The following is a 20,310-nucleotide window of genomic DNA, read 5'->3' as shown; positions in this document are numbered from 1 at the left end:
CACTCTTGCAGCGGCCATTACATTTGTGCAAACATCGTGCGTCGATCATGCGGAGACGCCGAATGCTTGCGCGAGAAGGCTGGAGCCGCGGATCTGCACTCTACGTCGACCCGCGAGTTGACGCGCTCTGTGGCGAATTCCACGTAGAGATCGTCCCCAAGGGCCGCTATCCAAAGGAAGGCCAGACGCGCGCCGTCGGCTCCATGCGCCGGCTGATCGACAATCATGGCGCTGAGCATGCACGGTTGGTCCTGTGTGTCCTGGCTGAGGGCCGCGGCAATCACGCGCTCATCGAAGAAAGCAGCCTGATGGCCGTCTCTGACTTGCTGCTGGCCTGTCCGGACCTGGTGGAGCAGGGCATGGCCGCCGTGCTCGAGGTTTTCGACGCGATCCCGCTCGGCGCATACATAGCGATTGTCAATGAGCTGCGCGGCCGCGTTCATCAGGGGCATGCGCTAGCTGGTATCCTTTAAGTGCACCTCCGGTGTCTCAGGGAGAGCTCGCTAACGGCAAAGGAGACGATTCGATCCCGGATGGCCAAGGCTGATGCCAGTGAGGCTGAAAAGGGCCGGCAGGGCTTCACCAAGCGTCAGCGCCGGCGCGAAGACATTATCGCGCTCGGCAAGAGGATGCTCGCGGTCAAGGCGTCGGTGCCGCATGGCGAGTTCGGACCATGGCTGCGCGATCAGCCTATCACGTACGATTTGGCTTTGCAGGCGATGCGGCTGGCCCGCGGCTTCTGACTAGAAGCGATCGGCCGAACCAAAGAAGAGGCGCTCCCTTGTTTCGCGCCGTATCCCCATCTAGCCTGCACTATTGTCAGTTGAGGTGACGGGTATGAAACAGAATCAGGTTGGCATTCAGCGATCATTCGCAAGCAACGCATTGGCCATCGGGCCTTTGATATCGAGCATATCTCTGGCAGGGTGCACTACAGTCTCAAATAGCGGTGCGGATGGTCGACGCCGCCGTCCGGCACCTATACGGATATTGTCGTTGTGACGGTCACCTTTTGAGATAGGCGCATGGAGCCGACGCTTGCTGGGGATTGCCCAGGCCCGGCACGATGCTCCGCCCGACCCCCTACTCGTGCCGGGCACACTCCTCCGGCTCGTTAGTCACTGCTCTCAAGCGGCTCCCCTATCTCGAAGACGCTCCCGCGTGCTGAGCAGGCGGTTGATCAATTGACAAGCAGCGTGTGATCGTAAGGTTTCGCCAGCAGTGGTCCTCCATCGCACCAGCCTCCCGCATCGGCTGCGGCGTCCGATACCCTGACGTGAGGATCACCTTCACGCAAGGAGATCGGTGGGCGTATCCGGGCGGGCGCGTTGCGCAAGTCTATTTCGCGCCAAAAGGGGCGAGGGATGTCCTAGATTAGACTGGACCAGGCGCATAAGCGTCGGAGGCGTAGCCGTCGAAAACGAACTCGTGTTTGAGGTTCCGGTCCGCGGAACAGCAGTTATCCAGAAATGGAACTGACTTTGAACTGTTTCGCTTGCCCGGTTGACAATCGAGGGGTCCCGTTCGGCGATCACCAAGCCTTTAAACTGCACGAGCTGTAAGCCCGTCCGTAAAGCACCCTTACCTTTAGTCGTAATACACGACACGGTCCCGTCCTTCCGACTTGGCGCGGAAGAGCGCCAGATCGGCCGCCTTGATGAGGTCATTTGGCGTGTGGTTCTCATCAGGCACCATGGTTGCAACACCGACGCTGATTGTCACCCGCTCAGAACCGTGTGGAATGCTCAAGGCTCGCACGCTCTGCACGAGCCGCTCGGCCATAGCGCCCGACTGCGCCTGCAAAATATCGACCACCACCACGACGAACTCTTCGCCGCCGTAGCGCGCCGCGAGATCGGTCGAGCGGTTGCAACTGCTTTGGATTACATTGGCGACCTGCTTCAGCACCTCGTCGCCTGCCATGTGGCCATAGGTGTCGTTGTAGCGCTTGAAGTGATCGGCATCGATCATAAACAACGACAGCGGGCTCTTCGTGCGGACCGCGCGCTTCCATTCCGCCGCGAGATATTCATCGAAGTAGCGCCGGTTTCCCAGACCTGTGAGACCGTCAATCCGTGTGAGACGTTCCAGCTCGAGATTCGCGCGCATTAATTGCCGCTGGCTTTCTCGCAGGGCCCTGTATGCCTCCTCTCGCTGAACGTGGTCAAGATAGGCCCGGGAGTGATAACGGACGCGAGCGACCAACTCGATACGGTCCGGCAGTTTGACCAAATAGTCGTTCGCTCCGGCCTCGAATGCCTCGCCCTTGATGGCCGGATCTTCTTTACTTGACAGCACGATGACGGGGACAGAATGCGTCGAGGAATTCTTTCGGTATTGCCGTACCAAGTCCAGCCCATCAACGCCCGGCATGACAAGATCCTGCAGGATGACCGTTGGCTTCACTTCGTCGGCAACTGTAGTCGCTTTGAGCGGATCGGTGCAGAAGTGGAAATCTATGTCCGGCTGGTTTGCGAGCGCGCGCCGGACCGCTTCACAGATCATTATCTGGTCGTCCACCAGCAGAACCATTGACGAGTAATTGTCTGCCAGGGGTGAGACGAGATTGGATTTGCCCGTCATAGAATAACCTTTCAGCAAGATGGGCCGCACGCCTCGATTAGGCGCGGGGCGATTGAGTCAAGCGGTAGGATCTCGACAGCGGCACCGATGGCAGCGGCGGCTTTGGGCATCCCATAGACCGCACTCGACGCGCTGTCTTGAGCGATTGTCAAATGCCCTTTGTCGCGTAGCAGCTTGAGCCCTTGGGCACCATCTCTACCCATGCCCGTGAGCAAGACACCGATCACGACACCCGGCCACCACTGCGCGGCGCTCTCAAGGAATACATCTACGGAGGGACGGTAGACGTTGTCGTGCGGCTTCGGGGTATAGCCGAGCTTGTGGGCTGACTTGAAGACGAGATGATCAGCCGTGGCCGCAATTAGAACGGTGCCGGCCTCGGGCTCATCTCCTTCGCGTGCCGGACGGATTGGAAGTGCCGCATGCTGGCCGAGCCAGTTTGCAAGACCGGGTACGAACTGCGCATCGAGATGCTGTACGAGAACTATTGCGGCCGTGAAATTGCTCGGAAATGCGCCGAGGATCGCGGCAACAGCTGCGGGCCCGCCCGCAGACGCGCCGATGGCAATAAGGTGCTGTGCCGATGACACAGACGGGGGCAATGTCCGTGTGCCCCAATTTGAAGACGGCGCGTCACGTACGAGTTTGCTGATCGTCGTTATCTTCTTGATAATAAGCTGTGCGGACCGTCCGGACCCCGGGCCGTCAGAGCCGATCGAGGGGATGTCGACCGCGTCAAGCGCACCATACCCCATTGCTTCATAGACACCAGGAATGTTGGCCTCAATGCTCGCCGTGACCAGCAGAATCAGGCATGGCGTCTTCGCCATGATCCTGCGCGTAGCCTCGACGCCATCCATTTCCGGCATCACCAGGTCCATGAGGATCAGGTCCGGGAGGTCTCGTTGGCAGGCCTCTACTGCCTCACGCCCGTTAACGGCGATCCAGGCCACCTGATGTTCCGGGGTTGATATAACCAATCGCCGCAGAAGCTCGACCGCAAGAGGCATATCGTTGACGATAGCGATCCTCATTGATGGATACACACGCTGCGCCTCATTCTGTCGCCTGGCCGATCAGGTCGACGACTGCATGGAGCAGTGTCTCGTCGTGGAAACTCCCTTTAGTCAGGTAGTAGTCCGCGCCGGCGTCAAGACCTCGCCTGCGATCGTCTTCGCGATCTTTGTACGACACGATCATGATCGGAGTGTTCCCGAGCCGGCTGTCCTTCTTCATCAAGGTCACCAGTTCGATGCCGTCCATGCGCGGCATATCAACATCGGTGATAACAAGATCGAATGATTCAGACCGTAGGGCGTTCCATCCATCCATACCATCAATCGCCACCTCGACCTCATAGCCGTGATTGTCCAGCAGCTTGCGTTCGAGCTCACGTATCGTCAAAGAATCGTCGACCACCAGAACGCGCTTGCGCCTCCTCTGATCGGGGCTGGTAGTACCACGCCGCAAGGTGCGTAATCCGCCGGACGACGCGAGCTTGTCTACTGATCGGATCAGATCGTCGACATCAACGATAAGCACGGGCGAACCATCTTCCATCAACGCCGCCGCGCTGATGTCCTTGACCTTGGCAAAGCGAGGATCTAGCGGCCGGACCACCAACTCGCGCTCGCCCAGGAAGCGATCGACAATCAACCCGTGGGTTTCACCGTGATCACCATTAATCAGAACGACTGAAAGTTCATCGGCGTCTGCTTGCGGCTCAGCGCGGTCAAGAACCTCGTGCGCGGTGACTAGTCCGATCTGTCGATCCTCGAAGCGGAAATGCGGCCGGCCTTCGAGCAGTTCGATGCGCGTGCGCGGCAACTTTATCGTGCTGGCGATGCCTGCGAGCGGGAAGGCGTATGGCTCCCCGTCAATGTCGACGAGCAGCGTGCGGAGCACCGACAAGGTCAACGGCAGCTGTAGGTGAAATCGGGTTCCGAAGCCGAACTCTGAGGAGACGGTTGCGAGGCCTCGGACCTGCTTGGCCATCGCCTGTACGGCATCGAGCCCCACGCCGCGTCCGGAGATGTTGCTAACCGTCGCTTTCATCGAAAAGCCTGGCAGAAACAGAAATTCGAGCAATTCCGCTTCGGCAAGTCTGCCGACGGTCTCCTCTGTCGTCAGGCCGCGCGCCACGATCGTCTCGCGCAGCTTGTTCAGATCGATTCCCCTTCCGTCGTCCGCGACGATTATCTGCAGCAGGCCCGCATTGTGCCGTGCTTCGAGCCTGATGACACCTTCTTCAGATTTGCCGGCTGCTATACGTTCGTCGGTCGTTTCGAGCCCATGGTCGACAGCATTGCGGAGGAGATGGCCGAGTGGTGCCTCGAGTTGGTCCAGGATGTCGCGATCGATGCCAGTTGAGCCCCCGACGATGTCTAACCGCACGTTCTTCCCCAAGGTTCGGCCAAGGTCGCGCACCGTCCTCGAATAGTGCCGGACGCCATCCTCGAACGGGCGCATGCGACTCGCCAGCGTTTCGTCATAGAGTCGATTCGCAAGGTCAGTGGCTCTGCGGTCAATCGAGTCCAATTCGTCAAGGCGCTCTGCGAGGAACGTCTGGCTCAGCCGAAGTTTTTGCAGCGCCTCTGCCAGTGCTTGCACCGCCCGATCGTCCTTAGGAATCTCGGCCAGTGCGTCGCCTAGCACGTCGAAGGCAATGGCCAGATCCGACTGAATCCGTTTCAGTCGAAGTAGGCCGCCCGTAAACGGCCTGAGGCGACGAGCCTCCATCAGGGACTCACCGGCAAGCCCTAGTAAGCGGTTTAGACTATCGGCCGTCACCCGCACCATACGGTCGGAACCGACGCCGCCATAAGGTTGAAAAAGTGGTTCCGATCGAGCGAGGACGCTCGTTTCCTTCGCCGAAGAGGCCCACGGCGCCTCCTGCGGGGCAGCATTTGAGCCGGCGAGCTCCGTCTCTGATACTGTAAGCACCTTGGCTGTCGATGGGGAGGATGCCTGCTCAAGCGCCAGCAGAAAACCGGCTATTTCCAGTTTGGCGCTCTCATCGGCCGAGGCAGGCTCACTCGCTATGGATCCGAGGAGATCGACGCCTTTCAAAAGTGTATCGATGTGCTCGCGAGTCAGGCTGAGACGCCCCCGCTGTGCGGCGACCAGGCACTCTTCCATCGCGTGCGCAACTTCCACCGCCGGCGTCAGATCGACGATCCGGGCCGCCCCCTTCAGCGAATGGGCAGCCCGCATGCAAGAGTCGAGACTCTGGGCGGACACGGGATCGCGTTCGAGCGCTAGCAGACCGGAGGTCAGGGCCTGCGACTGCGTCTCCAATTCGGCCCGAAAGAGGTCGAGCATCGAAAATTGGCTGTAGTCTGCGCCGCTCATGCGATAGCTCGATCGAGCATGGCCAGCAGCAGCGCCTCGTCCAGACAACCGACCGCGCCCCTTCGCCACGAGACCATGGCTGCCGTCATGGTCGAGGACGCCTTGCCAACGGTAGCAGGCACGGCAAGCTGGTCGCTCTGTTTGAATCGATAAATGCCGTGCATTTCGTCCACAGCAAAAGCAACGCGCTTGTCGCTGTTGCCGACGACGATAAGACGCGGAAATGCCTTGGTCCGCGTGTCCTGTACCCGCGTTTTGCGGTCGTCTACTCCGAGCAGTTTGGCCAACGAAACGCAAACCAGCAATTCGCCTCGAACATTGACGATGCCGAGAACCGCACTGTTCCTGCGGTGTGGCAGCGAATGAATGCTACGCAGCTCGGCCACTTCTTGGAAGCAGCCAACCGGAAGCGCCAGCCATTCCTCGCCGAGACGAAAGACAACGACCGTCTGAAATGCACTGCCCTCGGCATTCCCGACTGCTTCATCGGTCCTTGCCTGGGCAAAATGTCGGGCCCACTCGTCCCGATAGCCGGGCGGCAGCGGACGGTTCAGGAGGTTCCGTGCGATTTCCTTATAGGTCGGGCAGTTCCGGCAGTGGAGATGCTGCTCCAGTTCAGGGCACGATCTGTCACCACGAACGCCTATTTGCCGCCAGCAGTCGCCGATGGCGATGTCCAGCACCGATGATGCGCTACCGGGCTCAGCTGACGTCAAGTGCCGCTCCTTTTCCCAATCCGACCGAGCCGCCCGGTGAGTGCCTCGGCACCGGCGATGTCACCCTGCTTGCGAAGCAGCAGCGCAAGATGCGCGAGGGCTTCTTGATGGCGGGGTTCGAGATAGAGGGCCTTGCGATAGTTCTGGATCGCCTCGGAACGCGCATCTTCTGCATCCTGAGCTAGCCCGAGCAGATAGAAAATTTCCGGCGAGGGACCGTATTCCCCGAGATGCGTCAGCGCGAGTTCCTTTGCTTCCGCAACTCGTCCGGCATTGGCGGTGCGTTCTACAGAAGCGAGGCTTTGGGCCGCCCGCTCGGACGGGTGGACGGAGCGCTCCACTTTCGCTGCATTACTGGAGGTCGGCCGGATCGGGCTCAGCACTTTGCTGACGTCAGAGATAGGAGCAGGGGTGGCCGGACCGAAGCGCGACTTGGAGGGGGCAACCGTCCGGGGCGCCTTAGCCGGCTCCACGTTCGTGAACGCAAATGCCATGGGTAATCGCGCTGAAGCAAAGCCGTGCAGAATCGGAAGGCCTGATTCCGCTGGACCGACGAGCAGCAGGCCATCTGGCGCGAGGAGGGTCTTCAGACAAACCAGCGCGCGGTCTTGCAGGTTTCGGTTGAAATAGATCAGCAGGTTGCGGCAAAAAATAATGTCGTACGGTGCCGGCCCATACGAGGCCGCAGGATCAAACAGGTTGCCAAGCCTGAACCGGACTTGCTTCAGGACCCGCACCTCAGGCCGTAGTCCGCCTTCGGCCGCTTCGAGATAGCGTCCTCTGAATTCGAGAAAATCGCCGCGAAATGAGTTGCGCCCGTAGACCGCGCGCTCGGCGGCCGCAAGGTTAGCCGTGCTCACGTCGACTGCGTCAATCTTGAAATCCTGTGCTCCGAAACCGGCATCGAACATGGCCATCGCCATCGAATAGGGCTCTTCGCCTGTCGAACATGGTAGGCTCAAGAGCATTATGGGTTGACCCGGCCGCATGCGCGCCCGTGCATGACGCGTCATTGCAGTGAAAGCTTCACGATCTCGGAAGAACCATGTCTCCGGTACGACAACGGCGTTGATCAGTTCCTGGAGCTCGGATGGGGAGCCAGCCAGCAATTGCCAATAATCTTGAAGCTCACTGATCTGGCAGGCTGACATCCGCTCGCGGAGCGCGTGACGGATCACCGACAGACCGACAGTGCCGCTGTCCAGTCCAATCTTTTCCCTCAGTAGCTGTTCGACCGCACCAAACATCATGAACTCATCGCTACCTGACGGAACAGCGTTTCGCGAATGTCGTCCGATAGCAGCGCTTCGGCCCTGACCCACTGGACAAGTCCTCTATCGTCGGACGCCACGGGGCCCAAGTAGGGCGGAGTTCCCGCCTCCATCCCGGACGGCGCGAAGTCAGAAGGATCCCGCTTGAGCATATCGGTCGCTCGTTCAGCAACAAGCGCAAGCAGGTGGTTCTCACCATCCTTGGTTGGATAGCGTATCAGAACGATTCGTGTGCTCAGCACCAGCGCCGAAGGGCGGCCAAGCGCAAGCAGGCTGAGATCGATCATGGGAACGGGTAAGCCCCGGCAGTTGATTAGTCCTACTACGCCGTTCGGCGCGCCCGGCAGCGTTCTCACGCCGATGTAAGGCAGGACCTCTTCAACCTGCTCCATGTCCAGCACATACCGGTCGCTACCTATACAGAACCCGAGGAATAGCATTGTCGTCCTAGCTCGCAGGCACCTCTCGCAGCGCCCGCAGTTTGAAACGGGAAATGCTGCTGCGTAACCCGCCCGAAACCTGATTGAGTTCGTCGATCGCGAGCGTGGATTGCTGGAGGGATTCAACCGTTTGCTGAGCGGCTTCGCTCAATTGTATCAGCGTCTCACTGATCTGCGCTGCGCCCGTTGCCTGGGCCTGCATTCCTTCATTGGCGACTTCGAAGCGTGGTACCAGGCCCTGGACCTGCTGAATAATCTCGTAGAGTTGGCCGCCGACCTGCTGCACATCTTGCATGCCACGTCGGACCTCCTCGGAGAATTTGTCCATGCCCATGACGCCGGCTGCGACGGCGGATTGAATTTCCTTGACCATCTGCTCGATGTCGTATGTCGAGACGGCGGTTTGGTCGGCAAGCCGCCGGATCTCCGTTGCCACGACCGCAAAGCCTCGCCCATATTGACCCGCCTTTTCAGCCTCGATTGCGGCGTTTAGCGAAAGAAGGTTGGTCTGGTCGGCAACCTTGGTGATCGTGGTCACCACCTGATTGATATTGCCGGCCTTCTCGCTCAGGATCGCAAGTTTGGAATTAATCGCGGTGGCGGCTTCCATGACGTGCTGCATGGTTGCCTCCATGCGTGCCAGCCCTGCTTGTCCGCCGGTGGCGAGCGTGGCGGTTTGCTCGGCGACCGCAGAAACTTCGCTCATCGTTCGTACGAGCTCATTGGAGGTTGCCGAGATTTCCTTCGCGGTCGCTCGGATTTCGGTCGTAGTGGCAGCGATCTCATTTGCGGTTGCCTGCTGTTCCTTTGAGGTGGCGGCCACCTCGGTTATCGATGTGTTGACTTGAATGCTGGATTTCTGAACCTGGCCTATCAGCGTGGTGAGATCATCGGCCATGGTGTTGAAGCCCTCAGCCAGCGTGTCAAACTCGTCCTTGCGCTTCAAATCGAGGCGCCCGCTGAAGTCGCCCAGGCGCATTACACGGACGAGATCGACCAATCGGCCAAGCGGGACACTAACGGCACGGAATAGAAGATAGCCGCACAAAAGGGCCAAACCGAGTGCTACGAGGAACCCGGCAATCAGGCCCAACTTCGCTGTGCGGACGATCGAACCTATCTTTTGGGTCGAGCTGTTTGCCTCTCCTCTATGGTCCTCGACCATGGCTTGCAGAGCCGATTGCAATTTCCGAAAGATCGGCTCCACATTGTTCTTGATGGCCGGGCGCTCGTTGGGGATCTCTCCCTTCGCCAACGCGGCACGACTGGCATCCAGTACGGCGGCTTCGGCTTGGCGGAATTGATCGGCGAGGTCCTTGACGACAGCGTAGTTCTGCTTGTCCAAATCGGACTCAATGGTCTCTTCATACTCGTCCATCGACCGTTGCAGGGCGTCGCGGTTCGCCTTGATGGTAGCCTCGAAAGCCCGCTTGTCGGCAGGATTGTCCTGAAGAGCATATTCCTGGAGAAGACTATGGGCATCCATCTGTCCCATCATGATCTGGGTGCTGTGATAGAGGTCCGGAAGAGTTTCCTTTTCCACGCTGGTCGCTTCTTGCTCCGTCTGGAGAAACCAAACGTATGTAATGATGGCCATAACCGACATGACAACCAGAACGGCCGCGAAACTGGCGAGTATGCGGCGGCGTATCGTCAAGCTGTTCATCGGGCTCAGTTCCGCCAGGGGCGCTAATTGATTTGTTGGCACGACTAGCCCAGCACCGCGTTGCGACTATGCCGAACAGGCGAGATTCATTCGAATCGCGGAATCTAATGTTGGAAACGTTTCTTTTCCGTTCACGTCGCGCCCACAAGCCGCCTGCGAACGGCATGTACGCGTCCAAACCAATGGCCGATCGCATCGGCCGCAACTGGAAAGTATCTCCAACATCGAGCGTGGCAAGCAACTCCCTCCATTGAAACGCTCGTGAGTCGCGCGTGTTCTCAGCGACGGATTGCTTCGAAGGCCTGGCAAGGGGGCGCGCTGTTTCGCGCGAGAGCGCACATAGCTCCAGGTGGAACTCCTGGAAGCGCCGTGCAATTGGCGCCTAGGCTTGTCAAAGTGGAGCGCGTGCAGGTGAGGCCTGCTTGCCGTGCACGCTTTGCCCGCGGCTATGGCCGTTAGCCTACCCACGAGGGCGAAACACTCGCAAAGTCAATCATTGAGACTGGAAACGCTAACCCGATACGCGACTGGCGCCGCCGGTTGAAGATAGGGCCAGCGACCAGCAGCGTGCTCGCCGAGTGCGGCCGCGGGAGCTTGTGCCGGCCGCGCCAAGGAGCGGATATATCAAATGGAGCGAAATTCTTAGCCATTCCTTCATCCATCTTTTCGTTAAATACCCCATGGAAATGGGGCGCATTATATCGAGGCGGTTGGTTCGGTGTTTGCGACGAGGCGTCGGGACGAGCGGCAACGTTGCTACTATTTTTGCCCTATCTTTGCCGATTGTCGTCGGCGCAGCGGGTCTCGGTATCGAGACCTCCTACTGGTATTTTAGCAGCCTGAAATTACAGGCGGTGGCGGATGCGGCAGCCTATGCTGGCGCTTTGGAAAAGGTTTCGGGATCTGACAAGCCAACGATAGTCGCCGCCGCGACACTGTCAGCGACGACGAACGGCTGGGACCCGTCAACAGGCACAATCGAAATCTTCACGCCCCCGTCCTCCGGTCCGAATGTCGCGAAAAAGGCCGTCGAGGTCATCGTTCATCAGACCCTCGATCGGTTTTTCACATCGATATTCACGCAAAACGCGATCGGCGCACGGGCAAGAGCGGTGGCTTTTATCACTGACGCCTCAAAGGCCTGCGCTTTGTCGCTCAATCGTTCCGCCCCGAGAGCGGCGCTGTTTTCCGGCAGTTCGACCATAAAAATGACGGGCTGCTCCGTGATGTCCAATTCCATTGCCGCCGATGCGATCAAGCTTCAGGGATCGGCAAACCTTCAGGCCGACTGCCTGATATCGGCCGGCGGTGTTTCGTTGAACAACCCTGTGACGACTGTTTGCGCCAGCCCGATAACCCAGGCCTTACCCGCTGGTGATCCCTTTGGCGACCTGCCGGCGCCACCAGCCACAACCCCCTGTCAAAACTCGAAATTGTCGACCCTGAACCCCGGGACATACTGCAGCGGGCTGAGCTTGAGCGGCAATGTTGCGCTCGCGCCCGGCGTGTACGTCATTCAAGGCGGTGATTTCAAAGCGAACGCGAACGCCAATGTTTCCGGCACCGGAGTCATCATCTATCTGGCCGGCAGCTCCGGCGTCACCATGAACGGCAACGCCACCGTCAAACTTAGTGCACCCACGTCGGGCACGTATTCCGGTGTCCTGTTTTACGGCGACAGAGGTAACCTGACGGGATCGAACACGTTCAACGGCACGGCGGATTCGCTTTTGACCGGCGCTCTGTATTTTCCAACCCAGGACGTCAACTATCTCGGCAATTTTTCTGGCAAGGGTGGTTGCACGCAGGTCGTCGCCGGTACCTTGCAGTGGTCCGGCAACACGAGCATCAGCCAGGATTGCACGAGCCTCGGAATGCGTAATATTCCGGCGACGCAATCCGTTCGGCTTGTGGAGTAATCTTCGTGGAACGGTTATCAGCCCGGATCTTCCGGAGCGATTCGGGTGTTGTTGCGGTAGAGTTTGCGCTGATTGTGCCGATCCTTTGCCTGGTACTTCTTGGCGTCATTAACGGCTGGTCTTTTGTATCAAGCGCGCTGTCGATGCGTGCAGGCGTCAAAACGGCGGCGAACTTCGTGATGCAAGGCGCAGCCGACGACGCGGCTACCCAAGCCGTCGCCCTTTCGAGCTGGGATAATCATCCCGATGACGCGCAGGTGACGCTGAGCCGGAAATATATGTGCGGGATCACCGTGGTCGATCCATCTGTCCTGTGCGACAGTTTGAAAGCTCCCGCGGTTTTCGTTGTAATACAGGCGACAACCACCTGGTTGGCGAGTTTTCCCTCTCGCGCGAGCTCAGCCACCAACAGGTGATTCGTGTTCGCTAAAGGGAGAGCCTTCATACGTGGGGCATCAGGCGGAGCCGCACTGGAGTTCGCGCTGATCGCGCCTTTTCTGATAATGCTTTTGATCGGCATCTTCGCATTCGGCTGGGCTCTGAATGCCATGTCAAGTGTTCGCTACACGCTGGAAACGTCCTCACGTGCGCTGCAAATGAAGAACTCGCTGACCGAAGCCGAGATAAAAGCGATAGCCACGGCAAAATTGCTGAGTTTGGGATTAAGCGATGTCGATATAACAATAGCAATCGACGCCCCCAGCGGCGGCTTTCGCATGGCACATCTGACCGCCAAATATGCGTTCGTGATCGAATTCCCGTATTTCGACCGGTATCCGATTAATTATGCGACAACCGTCACGGTTCCTTTGATTGGAACATAAGGTTCATTCTAGTCGGACGCCGCAGCTAGTTCTCCATCAAAAAACCTGCAGCGAAGCTCTTCCTTGCCGCAAGGTGCTTCACGCGGGCTTTGGTCCCCGGCTTGACCCATTGGGGTCGCCGGCGGCCTTGGCAAGCCCTTTGGTAGGAGGCCGGCATGCTCCTGAAACGTACTTCCACAACCGATCCCGCATGTCACGCCGCCTCTGACGATAACGCTATGTTCATCAGCCAAGCTCAATTATCTGGCAGACCAAAAGCTACACGAAGCGACAGACGCCGGGAATTAGGCGAAATGGCTGAAGACGAACAGAGGCGCCAACGCAGGCAGCGCGTCTTCAAGGGCGCAACAATCCTGACCGGCATGACCCATTCCGAGGTCACGTGCACGGTGCGCAACATGCATGCCGGCGGCGCCGAACTGAAGGCCTCGATCGACGCTCGCGTCCCCGACGAATTCCTGCTCTATGTGCCGACCGACGGCATCGCCTACAAGGCGGTGGTTCGTTGGCGTCGCGAAGACCGCATCGGCGTCATGTTCACCGGCACCGAGCCAAAGCCGCACTGGCACTACGGCTAAATCCCCTGAACCACACCTCGTAGCCGTATGCTGGGCGGTGATGACCCCCGTCCTTTGGACGCCTTGTTCCTCCTCCAGAATTCTTCGACTTAGGTGGCCGACAACCATTCTGGCGCCGACTGACTGCTCGCTTCCATTATCGGTTTGCCGACCATCGTTGGAGATTTCAGAATAGCTACTGCTCTCGCCCTCTCCACCGTCCTGATGGTTTAAACAGTGCTCGTGCATTTCGAGACGGTCCGAGTCGTCGCGAGGATGCGGCGCTGGTGGGGTCGGTCTGCTCTGTGGAACTGCTCGCATTCATCACGCCTGCGGGATCCCCCCAGCTTTGAAGGACGTCGCGCGGGTTGAACTGGGCAGGCGTTTCATTCGTCGCGACCTTCAGGCCACCCGGCGCCACCGCTCGCGCTCAAGCACGGCGGCAACCGGTCGATAGACGGCGAGCGCGGCTCATGGTGCGCGGCCTGGTGCTCGCGAGGAACCTGTCATCGGGCATGCGCTCCACTGCCTCGAAATGCCATCGCGCGCGCGGCGCCAACAGAAGGAAGACGTGGGGGTCGGCGTCGATCTGGCTTGGGGTAAAGCCTCGGCGTTCGAGCTTCTTCCGCTCCTGTGCAACATGAAGCGACCAGTAGCGCTGTCCGGCTTGGTAGGTGCGAGCGTTCAGCGCGGTTGGTATGCTGCGAAGACGTAACCTTGCAGCTCGACTAAGGCGATCGGTCCCTTGGGAACAGTGCCGTCGGTATGGAAGATCGCATCGGCACTGTCCTTCCAGCCCTGATTGAAGAGGCCCGTATCCGCTGCCCTGCTGTAGGTAACGACCCCTCCCCGTTGCGGGCTCCGACCTCTTCCATCGAAGCCGTGGCAGCACCCAGTGATTCCCAAATGCGATCGACAAAGTCCTCATCTCCGGTCCTGTCCGCGTAGGACGAAGCCAGATAGATGTACAGCGGAGTGGTGTCGACGCCATCATAGTAACGGCCGAACGGCAACTCGCGAAGCACGGCCATCTCGCCCTTGCGCGTTTCGTGCATGATCTTGCCTGGCTCCGCGTCTCCGAAGACGGAAGTCTCGGTCCGATTGGTAGCGGGCGTGAAACGCCAGCACGCCACGCGCAAGCTCGGGATTGAGCCAGAGCATCTGCAAGGCGGAAATGACTCCGTCGCGACCAAAGGCGGTTGAGAACCATGGAATGCCGGCATACGGGTATGGTCCCGTCTCGAGGTCGGTTGTCAGGAGCGCGATGTCGGCACGTATGCGGGCCAGCCAGTCATTGAACACGCGTCCGGAACTGAAAACGGTGGCGCCTTGCCGGCGCTTTGAGCGAATCGCACATCGCGCTCGCGCAGCGGCGGCACGAAACCGGTCACTGGACGGAATCTCTTCGCCGTGACCGACCATCCAGATGGAGGATCCTGCGGTCACGGCTCGGCACGACAATGCGGAACTCGGCGTAACTGGAATGCACCTGATCCGGCTTCACGGAAAACGCAATGCCCGACTGGCGCGCCACATTATCGAGCCCTTCGTACCGAAATGTGACGCTTGCCTCACCAATCAGCGCGTCATGGGCACGACCGCGACGGCTACGCGTGGTGCCGCGCACCGCGAACATGTCTCGGAAATCGGCATCGAAGTCGACACGGACCGGCAACGCAATCTCGCGCGCGAAGTAGTTGGTGAAGGTTATGCGCTCGAGCAACGGGGGGTCCTCGCGCGAGCCAGTTATCCGATCTCCGCTCAGAAATTTCTACCAAATATTCCGACCTCCTGATGGAACCCATTCGTTGCGGGCGAGTTGCGGCTGATTGGGACGGACTTCCCGAACATGACAACCAGCAACAAAGCAGACCATCAGTCTGTCTCCGAAGCGTTTCGGAAACTGATCCGTTCCGAAGGCTATCGGCATCACGTACAAACGTTCTTAAATCTGGGGGTCGAACCAGAACTGCCGCCAACCCTCCAGTCATTACTTGCGGCTATTGATCGGGCCAAACAGGCCCCGACGGAAGAAGGTCCCTAGCCGGCTGGGTGAGCGTCAAAGCGGAAGAGTACAGAGGCTCGCTGCGTGCTTGTTCTCTAATCCCCTCTTGGAAATTTCCTACAAACATTCCCTTGATTTTTCCCGACAGAGGGTCATGAATGTTCCGCGTGGGTTCTCGCTGAGGTGGGAGGCCTAGTATGAACGTTTGGACGAACTGCCGACCCATCAAAGTGACTGCCAATGAGCTTGTTGAAGAGCTGATTTTACGAGCCCGGCGCGGCCAAATCATCATCTCCGTCAAAGAGACTATCGCAGCGGTGCGCCGAGACGGCCCGCATCTGGCGGAAAGTGACTGCGAGCTGGTGGAGCTTATTGTCGATCTTGCCCCAACCTTTGGCATGTTCGTCGCGTTCGACCTTCGCGAATAGCCTCATGGCAACCCATTGGTCCTCCCCTGCGGTGTACGTCAGGACAGACCGACCTGGGATTGTGGGAGAAAGGCGGCTCGAGGCGCGTCAATAGGATCGAGGAGGAGCATGGGGGTCTTCGCGAGCCGGTGTCCGATCCCCACCACAGAAATTCTACAAACATTCCTGACCTCCGCGGCCCAGCGCCGTACCAATTTGTACAATTCGTACATGGCCTTGATGCCGCTCAGGTAGGGAGTAGAGTCACCCTTCGGCGTGTCCCTGGGGAGGGCTGGATGAGCGTCGCGCGAAGGGTCGGTCCGTTTCTAGAACAAGCAATTACTGTACTCCTCAACAGGGCGGACCGTCGCGACACGGTCTCGATCAAAGCGGCACTACGCGAAGCTCGGGAGACTGCGCCTTATTTGGTGGCCTCCGACGAAGAACTAACCGAGGCAATCGTCGAGGCAGCAACTGCCCTGGGCCTCTGCGTGGCTTTCGACGCCCAGGAGTAGCTGTCAGCCAACTTCGCTTGTCGTGACCTGGCAATGGCGACCGTGTGCTGCCATTCATTCTCGACATTCCGGCCTTGGCGTGACAGCCCTCACATTAACGCTCTCGCCGAGGACGAATAAGCATCGGATGCCGCAGATTTCCGAATGGTCCTTTGAGGCGATCGCCGCAATGGCTAGACCGACTACAAGCGAAATGACTAGGGCGACACCCACCGGAAGATGATGCATACCGGCTTCGTACCGACCGCTCGGACAAACGTCGATGAACGTTTGGAAACACCCGTCACGGACTCAGACCATCCCTAACAAATGGTTAGCCGTCCTCGTCGCTGAGCCGGTTTATAGAGAGGAAACCCGCTAGCCGCCCTAAGGCCCCTTCATGGCTCGCCACTGGTTCAACCCTCCGGTCCCCGTCAAGACCGAGCGTCCCGGGTTCATTCGCAACGTCAACAACGCCGAGACAGCCGGCGAGGAGCTGATGAAGTGGACCAAGCGTGGCCCTTGCTGGGATCTCGCGGTGCGCGTTTGCATGGCCGTGATTTTCGATGAGATGGAACCCGAGGAGGCCCGCAAGGCATTCCTGGCTGCTGCAAAAGAGGAGGGGACATTACTCCCCCCAATGACAAGTAGCTAACTTGAGTTGCGGTAAAGGTTCTAGGTGCCTCTGACCAACACCGCCCTCGCGAAAGGAGCCCGCCGCCCGTGAGAAAGGCGACGGACCTCCACAGCGGCTGCACATCCAAGAATCGACCGCTGCAAGCTCTAAACCCGCGAGGGCCTACATCGTTCCTTAGCTGCGGCTAAAGCGGGGTTGGTCAGCGGGCTCTTGGCGCTCTAAGTTCCCCCTTATGGGTCCTCTCTGGTTCGCTCCCGGTCTACGTGAAGACGAAACGTCCGGGCATTCGCAATGGGGTCAGCCACGTCGAGGGAGCCGCCGAGGAACTCATGGGGTGGGACACAAAGGGCCCGAAGTGGACCAAGGCGGTCCAATCCTGCGTCGATGCGTTCGAGGGCAGCGCCTCCCCCCAAGAGGTGCGTGGAGCCTTTGAGGCGGCTGCCAAGGAGGCCAACGTGTATCTCTCCCCTGAGTAGGAGGTACAGGGTCTTGGTGTGGTGATCGAGGTATGCACGAGCTTGGTCGCCGCCATCGGGCAGAACCCCCTTGGCGGCAAAGCTTGCTCCATTCGGACTGGAACAGATTGGCGCGGATCGGTAGCGTGAAGGACAGATCGTCGATGGAGACGGAGCGGTAGGCACCGGCCTTCTCGCCGGTGCGTTCCCAAGCCGCGCCGATCTCCATGCCTTCGCATAGGACGCGATGGTCTGGCGCGTTTTCAGTACCGATTTCTCGGCCGGCAGGATAGCAAGCTTCGCGTCGACCGTCAGCGTCGAGATGTTGCCGAAGAAGCCATCATCGTTGCGGGTGAAGGTTCCGATCTGGGCCATTGCGTTGCTCCTTTCATGAGCGTTCGTGAGGGTTGATGCGAGCCGTCATGGCTCGCGGCGATCCGCTTCGCCGGGATCATCCGAGCCTCTTTCTTCGCAAAGGGATTGTCACCCGCCAAGGGAGGGAACGGCGCGGGGCATCGCCTAGAACCCGCCCCGAATTTCTGACCGTGAAATTGCATGCTGTCAAACGCTGGGTCACATTCGTATATAGGTCCTATTTTTGAACGAACGTTATGCATCCACTCCACACAGCGCATCACGTCTCGCAAAACTCTCCAATGGCGTAATACGATAACATTTCCCTATCCAGATAGAGAACCATCGGTTATCTTAGCTTCCGAAGCCATTGCTACTGCACTCTTGATGTCGGTTTGCATTCACCATCCCGCCGGGGAGCTTTGACATGTTAAAGAAACGGACGCGATCAGTAGTATACATTGGAGCGGTCGTTTATTTGATAGCTGCGTCTTCTGCAGTAAGTGACGGAATGGGCACGCCCGGAGCCTCACTCCAACTGCAATCCGAACTTCTGCGTCACTCGCAGCTGTACGACGAGGGGCGCGCGGGTAGGGAGGCGATAAAGAGAATTCGAGAAGGGGTGTACGACAGATACACAGCAGACCTTTGTATTGATGACATATCGAGGTGTAAGTCGGAAGTATTTCAGCCTTTCAAGAGCGAAGAGAACGGCCTGACGAGTTATTCTATTACGATTTCATCGGAGAAGTGGGACAGTTATCCATCAGAGATACAGTTCGAAGTTGTGCAGGAGATACTTTTCTATTCCTGGGGACATTCCAATCGAAGTTACCCACCCCTGTTCTCCGAGACGGACCGGACTTCTATCTCCCCACTCGACTTTCTGTCCCCCTCGTCGGCAACAATGTTCGCAACATTTGGAAGTCCAGAGTATCTGCGAGGGGGCTTGGGTGGGAGTGCCTACGGTCCCAACTGCTGGTATAACTCAATATCGGCGATCGCTGATAACAGATCTAGATATGCAAATTCTAAGAAGTTGAGCAGCGGACCGTGGGATAAGCCGCGCTTTATGGGGCCGTCAGAGTTTCGCTGCCACATGAAGCAATTCACAGCTGTGGCGGATCCCAAGTTCGGAGATATCGTTCGGTACTATGTGGAGGATCCGATCTATAATGAAAAAGACAATGTGTATGGCGGAGAGATACACGCTGCTGTCTTCGTTGGTGAGGATCATCAATCTTCTGGCGTTACGCCCGACTCGCGCCAAATCGTTCTTACAAAAAATGGACGAAGCGACCTGAATTTCATGATATTCCAGGATGTTAAGGGGCTTGATAAAGTCTACTTAGGAGGAGGAGACGACGGTTTCGGAACGGCGGCGGTTCACGGCGGTATGAAACAGTTCGTTAGAGTGATGGACGGTGGCTCTCTCTTCGACCCTGCAACAGCAAGCGATACGCCATGTTACCAAGCATACCGTCTGGATCTTAAGAACTACCACGATCGGTGGGAGTGTCTTGCCGGTCGTCTTGACCCGCCGCCGGGACAGGATAAGACCTGTTACGACTATCCCGAGAATTGGTTAACTGGCAAGGACAAGATGGCACCGCCAAGGACTGACCTCAAGCTTCGAATATTTAAAGAACCTCAGGAGCTAAGAAGTCAGAGTCGCAAGGGAAGTGGATAGCTTGCAGTAAGTAGAGTCGCGTTGGCGACAACAGGACAAGCTGTCATTAAGCTGGCGGCACCCGGCCTGGTGTGAGTACGTCGATCCACAATCTCGGGCAGCCAAGCGCTGTGCTCCGCCGGCCGCCATCCGAAACGATCGGATGGCGACGGCTGCATCGTCTCTGGACGATAGGAAAAGTCAGATCGCTAGATGTTTAGTCCCGGCATTTGCTGGAGCGGATTAAATTTGAAGCGTTCGGGCTGTGCGGGCCAAACCTTACAGATGAACTCATAGGGTGTGAGGCCTTTGAGGGTCTTGAGCCTGCGGCCGAAATTGTAGGCCGAGATGAAGTCGGCAAGGTGCTGGCGGAGCTGGCCGTGGCTCTCATAGTAGAAGAGTAGAAGCGTCTGACGGTTGCATCCTTGATAGTCCTGTTCATCCTCTCGACCTGGCCGTTGGTCCACGGATGTCTTGCCTTGGTCGTCCGGTGCTCGACGTCGTTCGTGGCGCAAGCGTATTCGAACGCTTGGGCCCAGAAGCGCTCGCCGCTTGCGATGGCCTCCTGTACGCCTCCGGCGAGGGCCGCCTTGCGCGAGCATGGCCCGGTAGCGAGTCTGCGCTCATAAGGTCGTCCTTACGAGCGTAGTTAGCAGCACAGCATGAGCCATGTGACGTTATTGACCGGGCCGGAGCGGCGGCGGCGTTGGCGTGAAGAGGATCAGTGCCGGATACTGGCCGCGGCATTCGCGCCCGGGGCCACAGTGGCGGCGGTGGCGCGTCAGTACGATGTCGCGACCAGCCTGATCTATAAGTGGCGCCGCACGCTGAGAGCCCGCGAGACGGGCTTTGCCGAAGTTGTCGTGGTTCCCGATGAGGTGCCGGCGGCGCCACCAGCGGTGATCGAGCTGGAGATCGCCGGCAAGGTGCGGCTGCGGATTCCGCTGACCACGCCGCCGACA

At 58.6% G+C, this 20,310-nt stretch carries 18 protein-coding genes and 5 pseudogenes; 12 read left to right on the top strand and 11 right to left on the bottom strand.

Annotated elements, in window-relative coordinates; genetic code table 11:
- A pseudogene (locus tag NKJ55_RS33175) lies at positions 1-473 on the top strand (hypothetical protein); the annotation flags it as partial.
- Between the two features lie 60 nt (positions 474-533).
- Complete coding sequence (locus tag NKJ55_RS33170) at positions 534-743, top strand: hypothetical protein (RefSeq protein ID WP_352453569.1); 210 nt, start codon at positions 534-536, stop codon at positions 741-743.
- 844 nt (positions 744-1,587) lie between these two features.
- On the opposite strand, the gene NKJ55_RS33165 is transcribed toward NKJ55_RS33170, so the two are convergent.
- From NKJ55_RS33165 to NKJ55_RS33135, 7 genes are read right to left on the bottom strand one after another with little or no spacing between them, the layout of a single operon-like run.
- On the bottom strand, positions 1,588-2,583 hold the full coding sequence (locus NKJ55_RS33165) for a diguanylate cyclase (RefSeq protein ID WP_352453568.1): 996 nt from the start codon (positions 2,581-2,583) through the stop codon (positions 1,588-1,590).
- An 11-nt stretch (positions 2,584-2,594) separates the two neighbouring features.
- Positions 2,595-3,617 (bottom strand): chemotaxis response regulator protein-glutamate methylesterase, encoded by a 1,023-nt coding sequence (locus NKJ55_RS33160; RefSeq protein ID WP_352453567.1) that lies wholly within the window; start codon positions 3,615-3,617, stop codon positions 2,595-2,597.
- Between the two features lie 22 nt (positions 3,618-3,639).
- Positions 3,640-5,934, bottom strand: a complete 2,295-nt coding sequence (locus NKJ55_RS33155) for a hybrid sensor histidine kinase/response regulator (protein ID WP_352453566.1) — start codon at positions 5,932-5,934, stop codon at positions 3,640-3,642.
- Positions 5,931-6,650: a chemotaxis protein CheW gene (locus NKJ55_RS33150; RefSeq protein ID WP_352453565.1), complete on the bottom strand. Its 720-nt coding sequence runs from the start codon at positions 6,648-6,650 to the stop codon at positions 5,931-5,933. The genes NKJ55_RS33155 and NKJ55_RS33150 overlap by 4 nt, the downstream gene beginning before the upstream one ends.
- On the bottom strand, positions 6,647-7,900 hold the full coding sequence (locus NKJ55_RS33145) for a CheR family methyltransferase (protein WP_352453564.1): 1,254 nt from the start codon (positions 7,898-7,900) through the stop codon (positions 6,647-6,649). Before NKJ55_RS33145 ends, NKJ55_RS33150 begins: the two co-directional genes overlap by 4 nt.
- Positions 7,897-8,361, bottom strand: a complete 465-nt coding sequence (locus NKJ55_RS33140; protein WP_352453563.1) for a chemotaxis protein CheW — start codon at positions 8,359-8,361, stop codon at positions 7,897-7,899. The genes NKJ55_RS33145 and NKJ55_RS33140 overlap by 4 nt, the downstream gene beginning before the upstream one ends.
- A 7-nt stretch (positions 8,362-8,368) precedes the next feature.
- Positions 8,369-10,027 (bottom strand): methyl-accepting chemotaxis protein, encoded by a 1,659-nt coding sequence (locus NKJ55_RS33135; protein WP_352453562.1) that lies wholly within the window; start codon positions 10,025-10,027, stop codon positions 8,369-8,371.
- Positions 10,028-10,623: 596 nt separating this feature from the next.
- On the opposite strand from NKJ55_RS33135, the gene NKJ55_RS33130 reads away from it, so the two are divergent.
- The 4 genes from NKJ55_RS33130 (at position 10,624) to NKJ55_RS33115 (ending at position 13,348) form a co-directional block, all read left to right on the top strand.
- The gene (locus tag NKJ55_RS33130) at positions 10,624-11,946 is read left to right on the top strand and encodes a pilus assembly protein TadG-related protein (protein ID WP_352453561.1); all 1,323 of its coding nucleotides are present in this window, start codon (positions 10,624-10,626) and stop codon (positions 11,944-11,946) included.
- 5 nt (positions 11,947-11,951) lie between these two features.
- The gene (locus NKJ55_RS33125) at positions 11,952-12,362 is read left to right on the top strand and encodes a TadE/TadG family type IV pilus assembly protein (protein ID WP_352453560.1); all 411 of its coding nucleotides are present in this window, start codon (positions 11,952-11,954) and stop codon (positions 12,360-12,362) included.
- Between the two features lie 3 nt (positions 12,363-12,365).
- Positions 12,366-12,770 carry a TadE/TadG family type IV pilus assembly protein gene (locus tag NKJ55_RS33120; protein WP_352453559.1) on the top strand — a complete coding sequence of 135 codons (405 nt, stop codon included), beginning with the start codon at positions 12,366-12,368 and terminating at the stop codon, positions 12,768-12,770.
- Positions 12,771-13,063: 293 nt separating this feature from the next.
- Positions 13,064-13,348 (top strand): PilZ domain-containing protein, encoded by a 285-nt coding sequence (locus NKJ55_RS33115; protein ID WP_023680838.1) that lies wholly within the window; start codon positions 13,064-13,066, stop codon positions 13,346-13,348.
- 672 nt (positions 13,349-14,020) lie between these two features.
- Here NKJ55_RS33115 and NKJ55_RS35735 read toward each other — a convergent pair.
- Positions 14,021-15,050 (bottom strand): annotated as a pseudogene (locus NKJ55_RS35735) (glycogen debranching N-terminal domain-containing protein); the annotation flags it as partial.
- A gap of 479 nt (positions 15,051-15,529) precedes the next feature.
- Here NKJ55_RS35735 and NKJ55_RS33105 point away from each other — a divergent pair.
- The 4 genes from NKJ55_RS33105 to NKJ55_RS33090 all read left to right on the top strand — a co-directional run bounded on the left by NKJ55_RS33105 (position 15,530) and on the right by NKJ55_RS33090 (position 17,346).
- Positions 15,530-15,760: a hypothetical protein gene (locus NKJ55_RS33105; RefSeq protein ID WP_023680941.1), complete on the top strand. Its 231-nt coding sequence runs from the start codon at positions 15,530-15,532 to the stop codon at positions 15,758-15,760.
- A 275-nt stretch (positions 15,761-16,035) separates the two neighbouring features.
- Entirely contained in the window at positions 16,036-16,254 is a 219-nt protein-coding gene (locus NKJ55_RS33100; protein ID WP_352453557.1) for a hypothetical protein, read from the top strand.
- A 379-nt stretch (positions 16,255-16,633) separates the two neighbouring features.
- Positions 16,634-16,888, top strand: a complete 255-nt coding sequence (locus tag NKJ55_RS33095) for a DUF982 domain-containing protein (RefSeq protein ID WP_352453556.1) — start codon at positions 16,634-16,636, stop codon at positions 16,886-16,888.
- 245 nt (positions 16,889-17,133) lie between these two features.
- Positions 17,134-17,346, top strand: coding sequence for a DUF982 domain-containing protein (locus tag NKJ55_RS33090; protein ID WP_352453555.1), 213 nt, complete (start codon positions 17,134-17,136; stop codon positions 17,344-17,346).
- 151 nt (positions 17,347-17,497) lie between these two features.
- Here the strand turns inward: NKJ55_RS33090 and NKJ55_RS35730 are convergent.
- Positions 17,498-17,554 (bottom strand): annotated as a pseudogene (locus NKJ55_RS35730) (DUF736 domain-containing protein); the annotation flags it as partial.
- 86 nt (positions 17,555-17,640) lie between these two features.
- Positions 17,641-17,700 (bottom strand): annotated as a pseudogene (locus NKJ55_RS35725) (DUF736 domain-containing protein); the annotation flags it as partial.
- A gap of 406 nt (positions 17,701-18,106) precedes the next feature.
- Here NKJ55_RS35725 and NKJ55_RS33080 point away from each other — a divergent pair.
- Positions 18,107-19,369: a hypothetical protein gene (locus tag NKJ55_RS33080; RefSeq protein ID WP_352453554.1), complete on the top strand. Its 1,263-nt coding sequence runs from the start codon at positions 18,107-18,109 to the stop codon at positions 19,367-19,369.
- Positions 19,370-19,557: 188 nt separating this feature from the next.
- On the opposite strand, the pseudogene NKJ55_RS33075 reads toward NKJ55_RS33080, so the two are convergent.
- Positions 19,558-19,874: pseudogene (locus tag NKJ55_RS33075) on the bottom strand (integrase core domain-containing protein); the annotation flags it as partial.
- 136 nt (positions 19,875-20,010) lie between these two features.
- Between NKJ55_RS33075 and tnpA the strand changes: the two are divergent.
- A partial coding sequence (gene tnpA / locus NKJ55_RS33070; RefSeq protein ID WP_352453553.1) for an IS66-like element accessory protein TnpA occupies positions 20,011-20,310 on the top strand: 300 nt, incomplete at its 3' end.

The sequence above is a fragment of the Mesorhizobium sp. M0106 genome (genome assembly GCF_040322715.1).
GTDB lineage: Bacteria > Pseudomonadota > Alphaproteobacteria > Rhizobiales > Rhizobiaceae > Mesorhizobium.
Note: the sequence above shows the minus strand (reverse complement) of the source record. Positions and strands in the feature narration are given on the sequence as shown.

Coding starts and splice junctions, on each gene's coding strand:
- NKJ55_RS33165 (WP_352453568.1), bottom strand. CDS start 2,583: ATGACGGGCAAATCCAATCTCGTCTCACCCCTGGCAGACAATTACTCG.
- NKJ55_RS33095 (WP_352453556.1), top strand. CDS start 16,634: ATGGCTCGCCACTGGTTCAACCCTCCGGTCCCCGTCAAGACCGAGCGT.
- NKJ55_RS33170 (WP_352453569.1), top strand. CDS start 534: ATGGCCAAGGCTGATGCCAGTGAGGCTGAAAAGGGCCGGCAGGGCTTC.
- NKJ55_RS33105 (WP_023680941.1), top strand. CDS start 15,530: ATGAACGTTTGGACGAACTGCCGACCCATCAAAGTGACTGCCAATGAG.
- NKJ55_RS33080 (WP_352453554.1), top strand. CDS start 18,107: ATGTTAAAGAAACGGACGCGATCAGTAGTATACATTGGAGCGGTCGTT.
- NKJ55_RS33140 (WP_352453563.1), bottom strand. CDS start 8,361: ATGCTATTCCTCGGGTTCTGTATAGGTAGCGACCGGTATGTGCTGGAC.
- NKJ55_RS33155 (WP_352453566.1), bottom strand. CDS start 5,934: ATGAGCGGCGCAGACTACAGCCAATTTTCGATGCTCGACCTCTTTCGG.
- NKJ55_RS33115 (WP_023680838.1), top strand. CDS start 13,064: ATGGCTGAAGACGAACAGAGGCGCCAACGCAGGCAGCGCGTCTTCAAG.
- NKJ55_RS33100 (WP_352453557.1), top strand. CDS start 16,036: ATGAGCGTCGCGCGAAGGGTCGGTCCGTTTCTAGAACAAGCAATTACT.
- NKJ55_RS33145 (WP_352453564.1), bottom strand. CDS start 7,900: ATGATGTTTGGTGCGGTCGAACAGCTACTGAGGGAAAAGATTGGACTG.
- NKJ55_RS33160 (WP_352453567.1), bottom strand. CDS start 3,617: ATGAGGATCGCTATCGTCAACGATATGCCTCTTGCGGTCGAGCTTCTG.
- NKJ55_RS33135 (WP_352453562.1), bottom strand. CDS start 10,027: ATGAACAGCTTGACGATACGCCGCCGCATACTCGCCAGTTTCGCGGCC.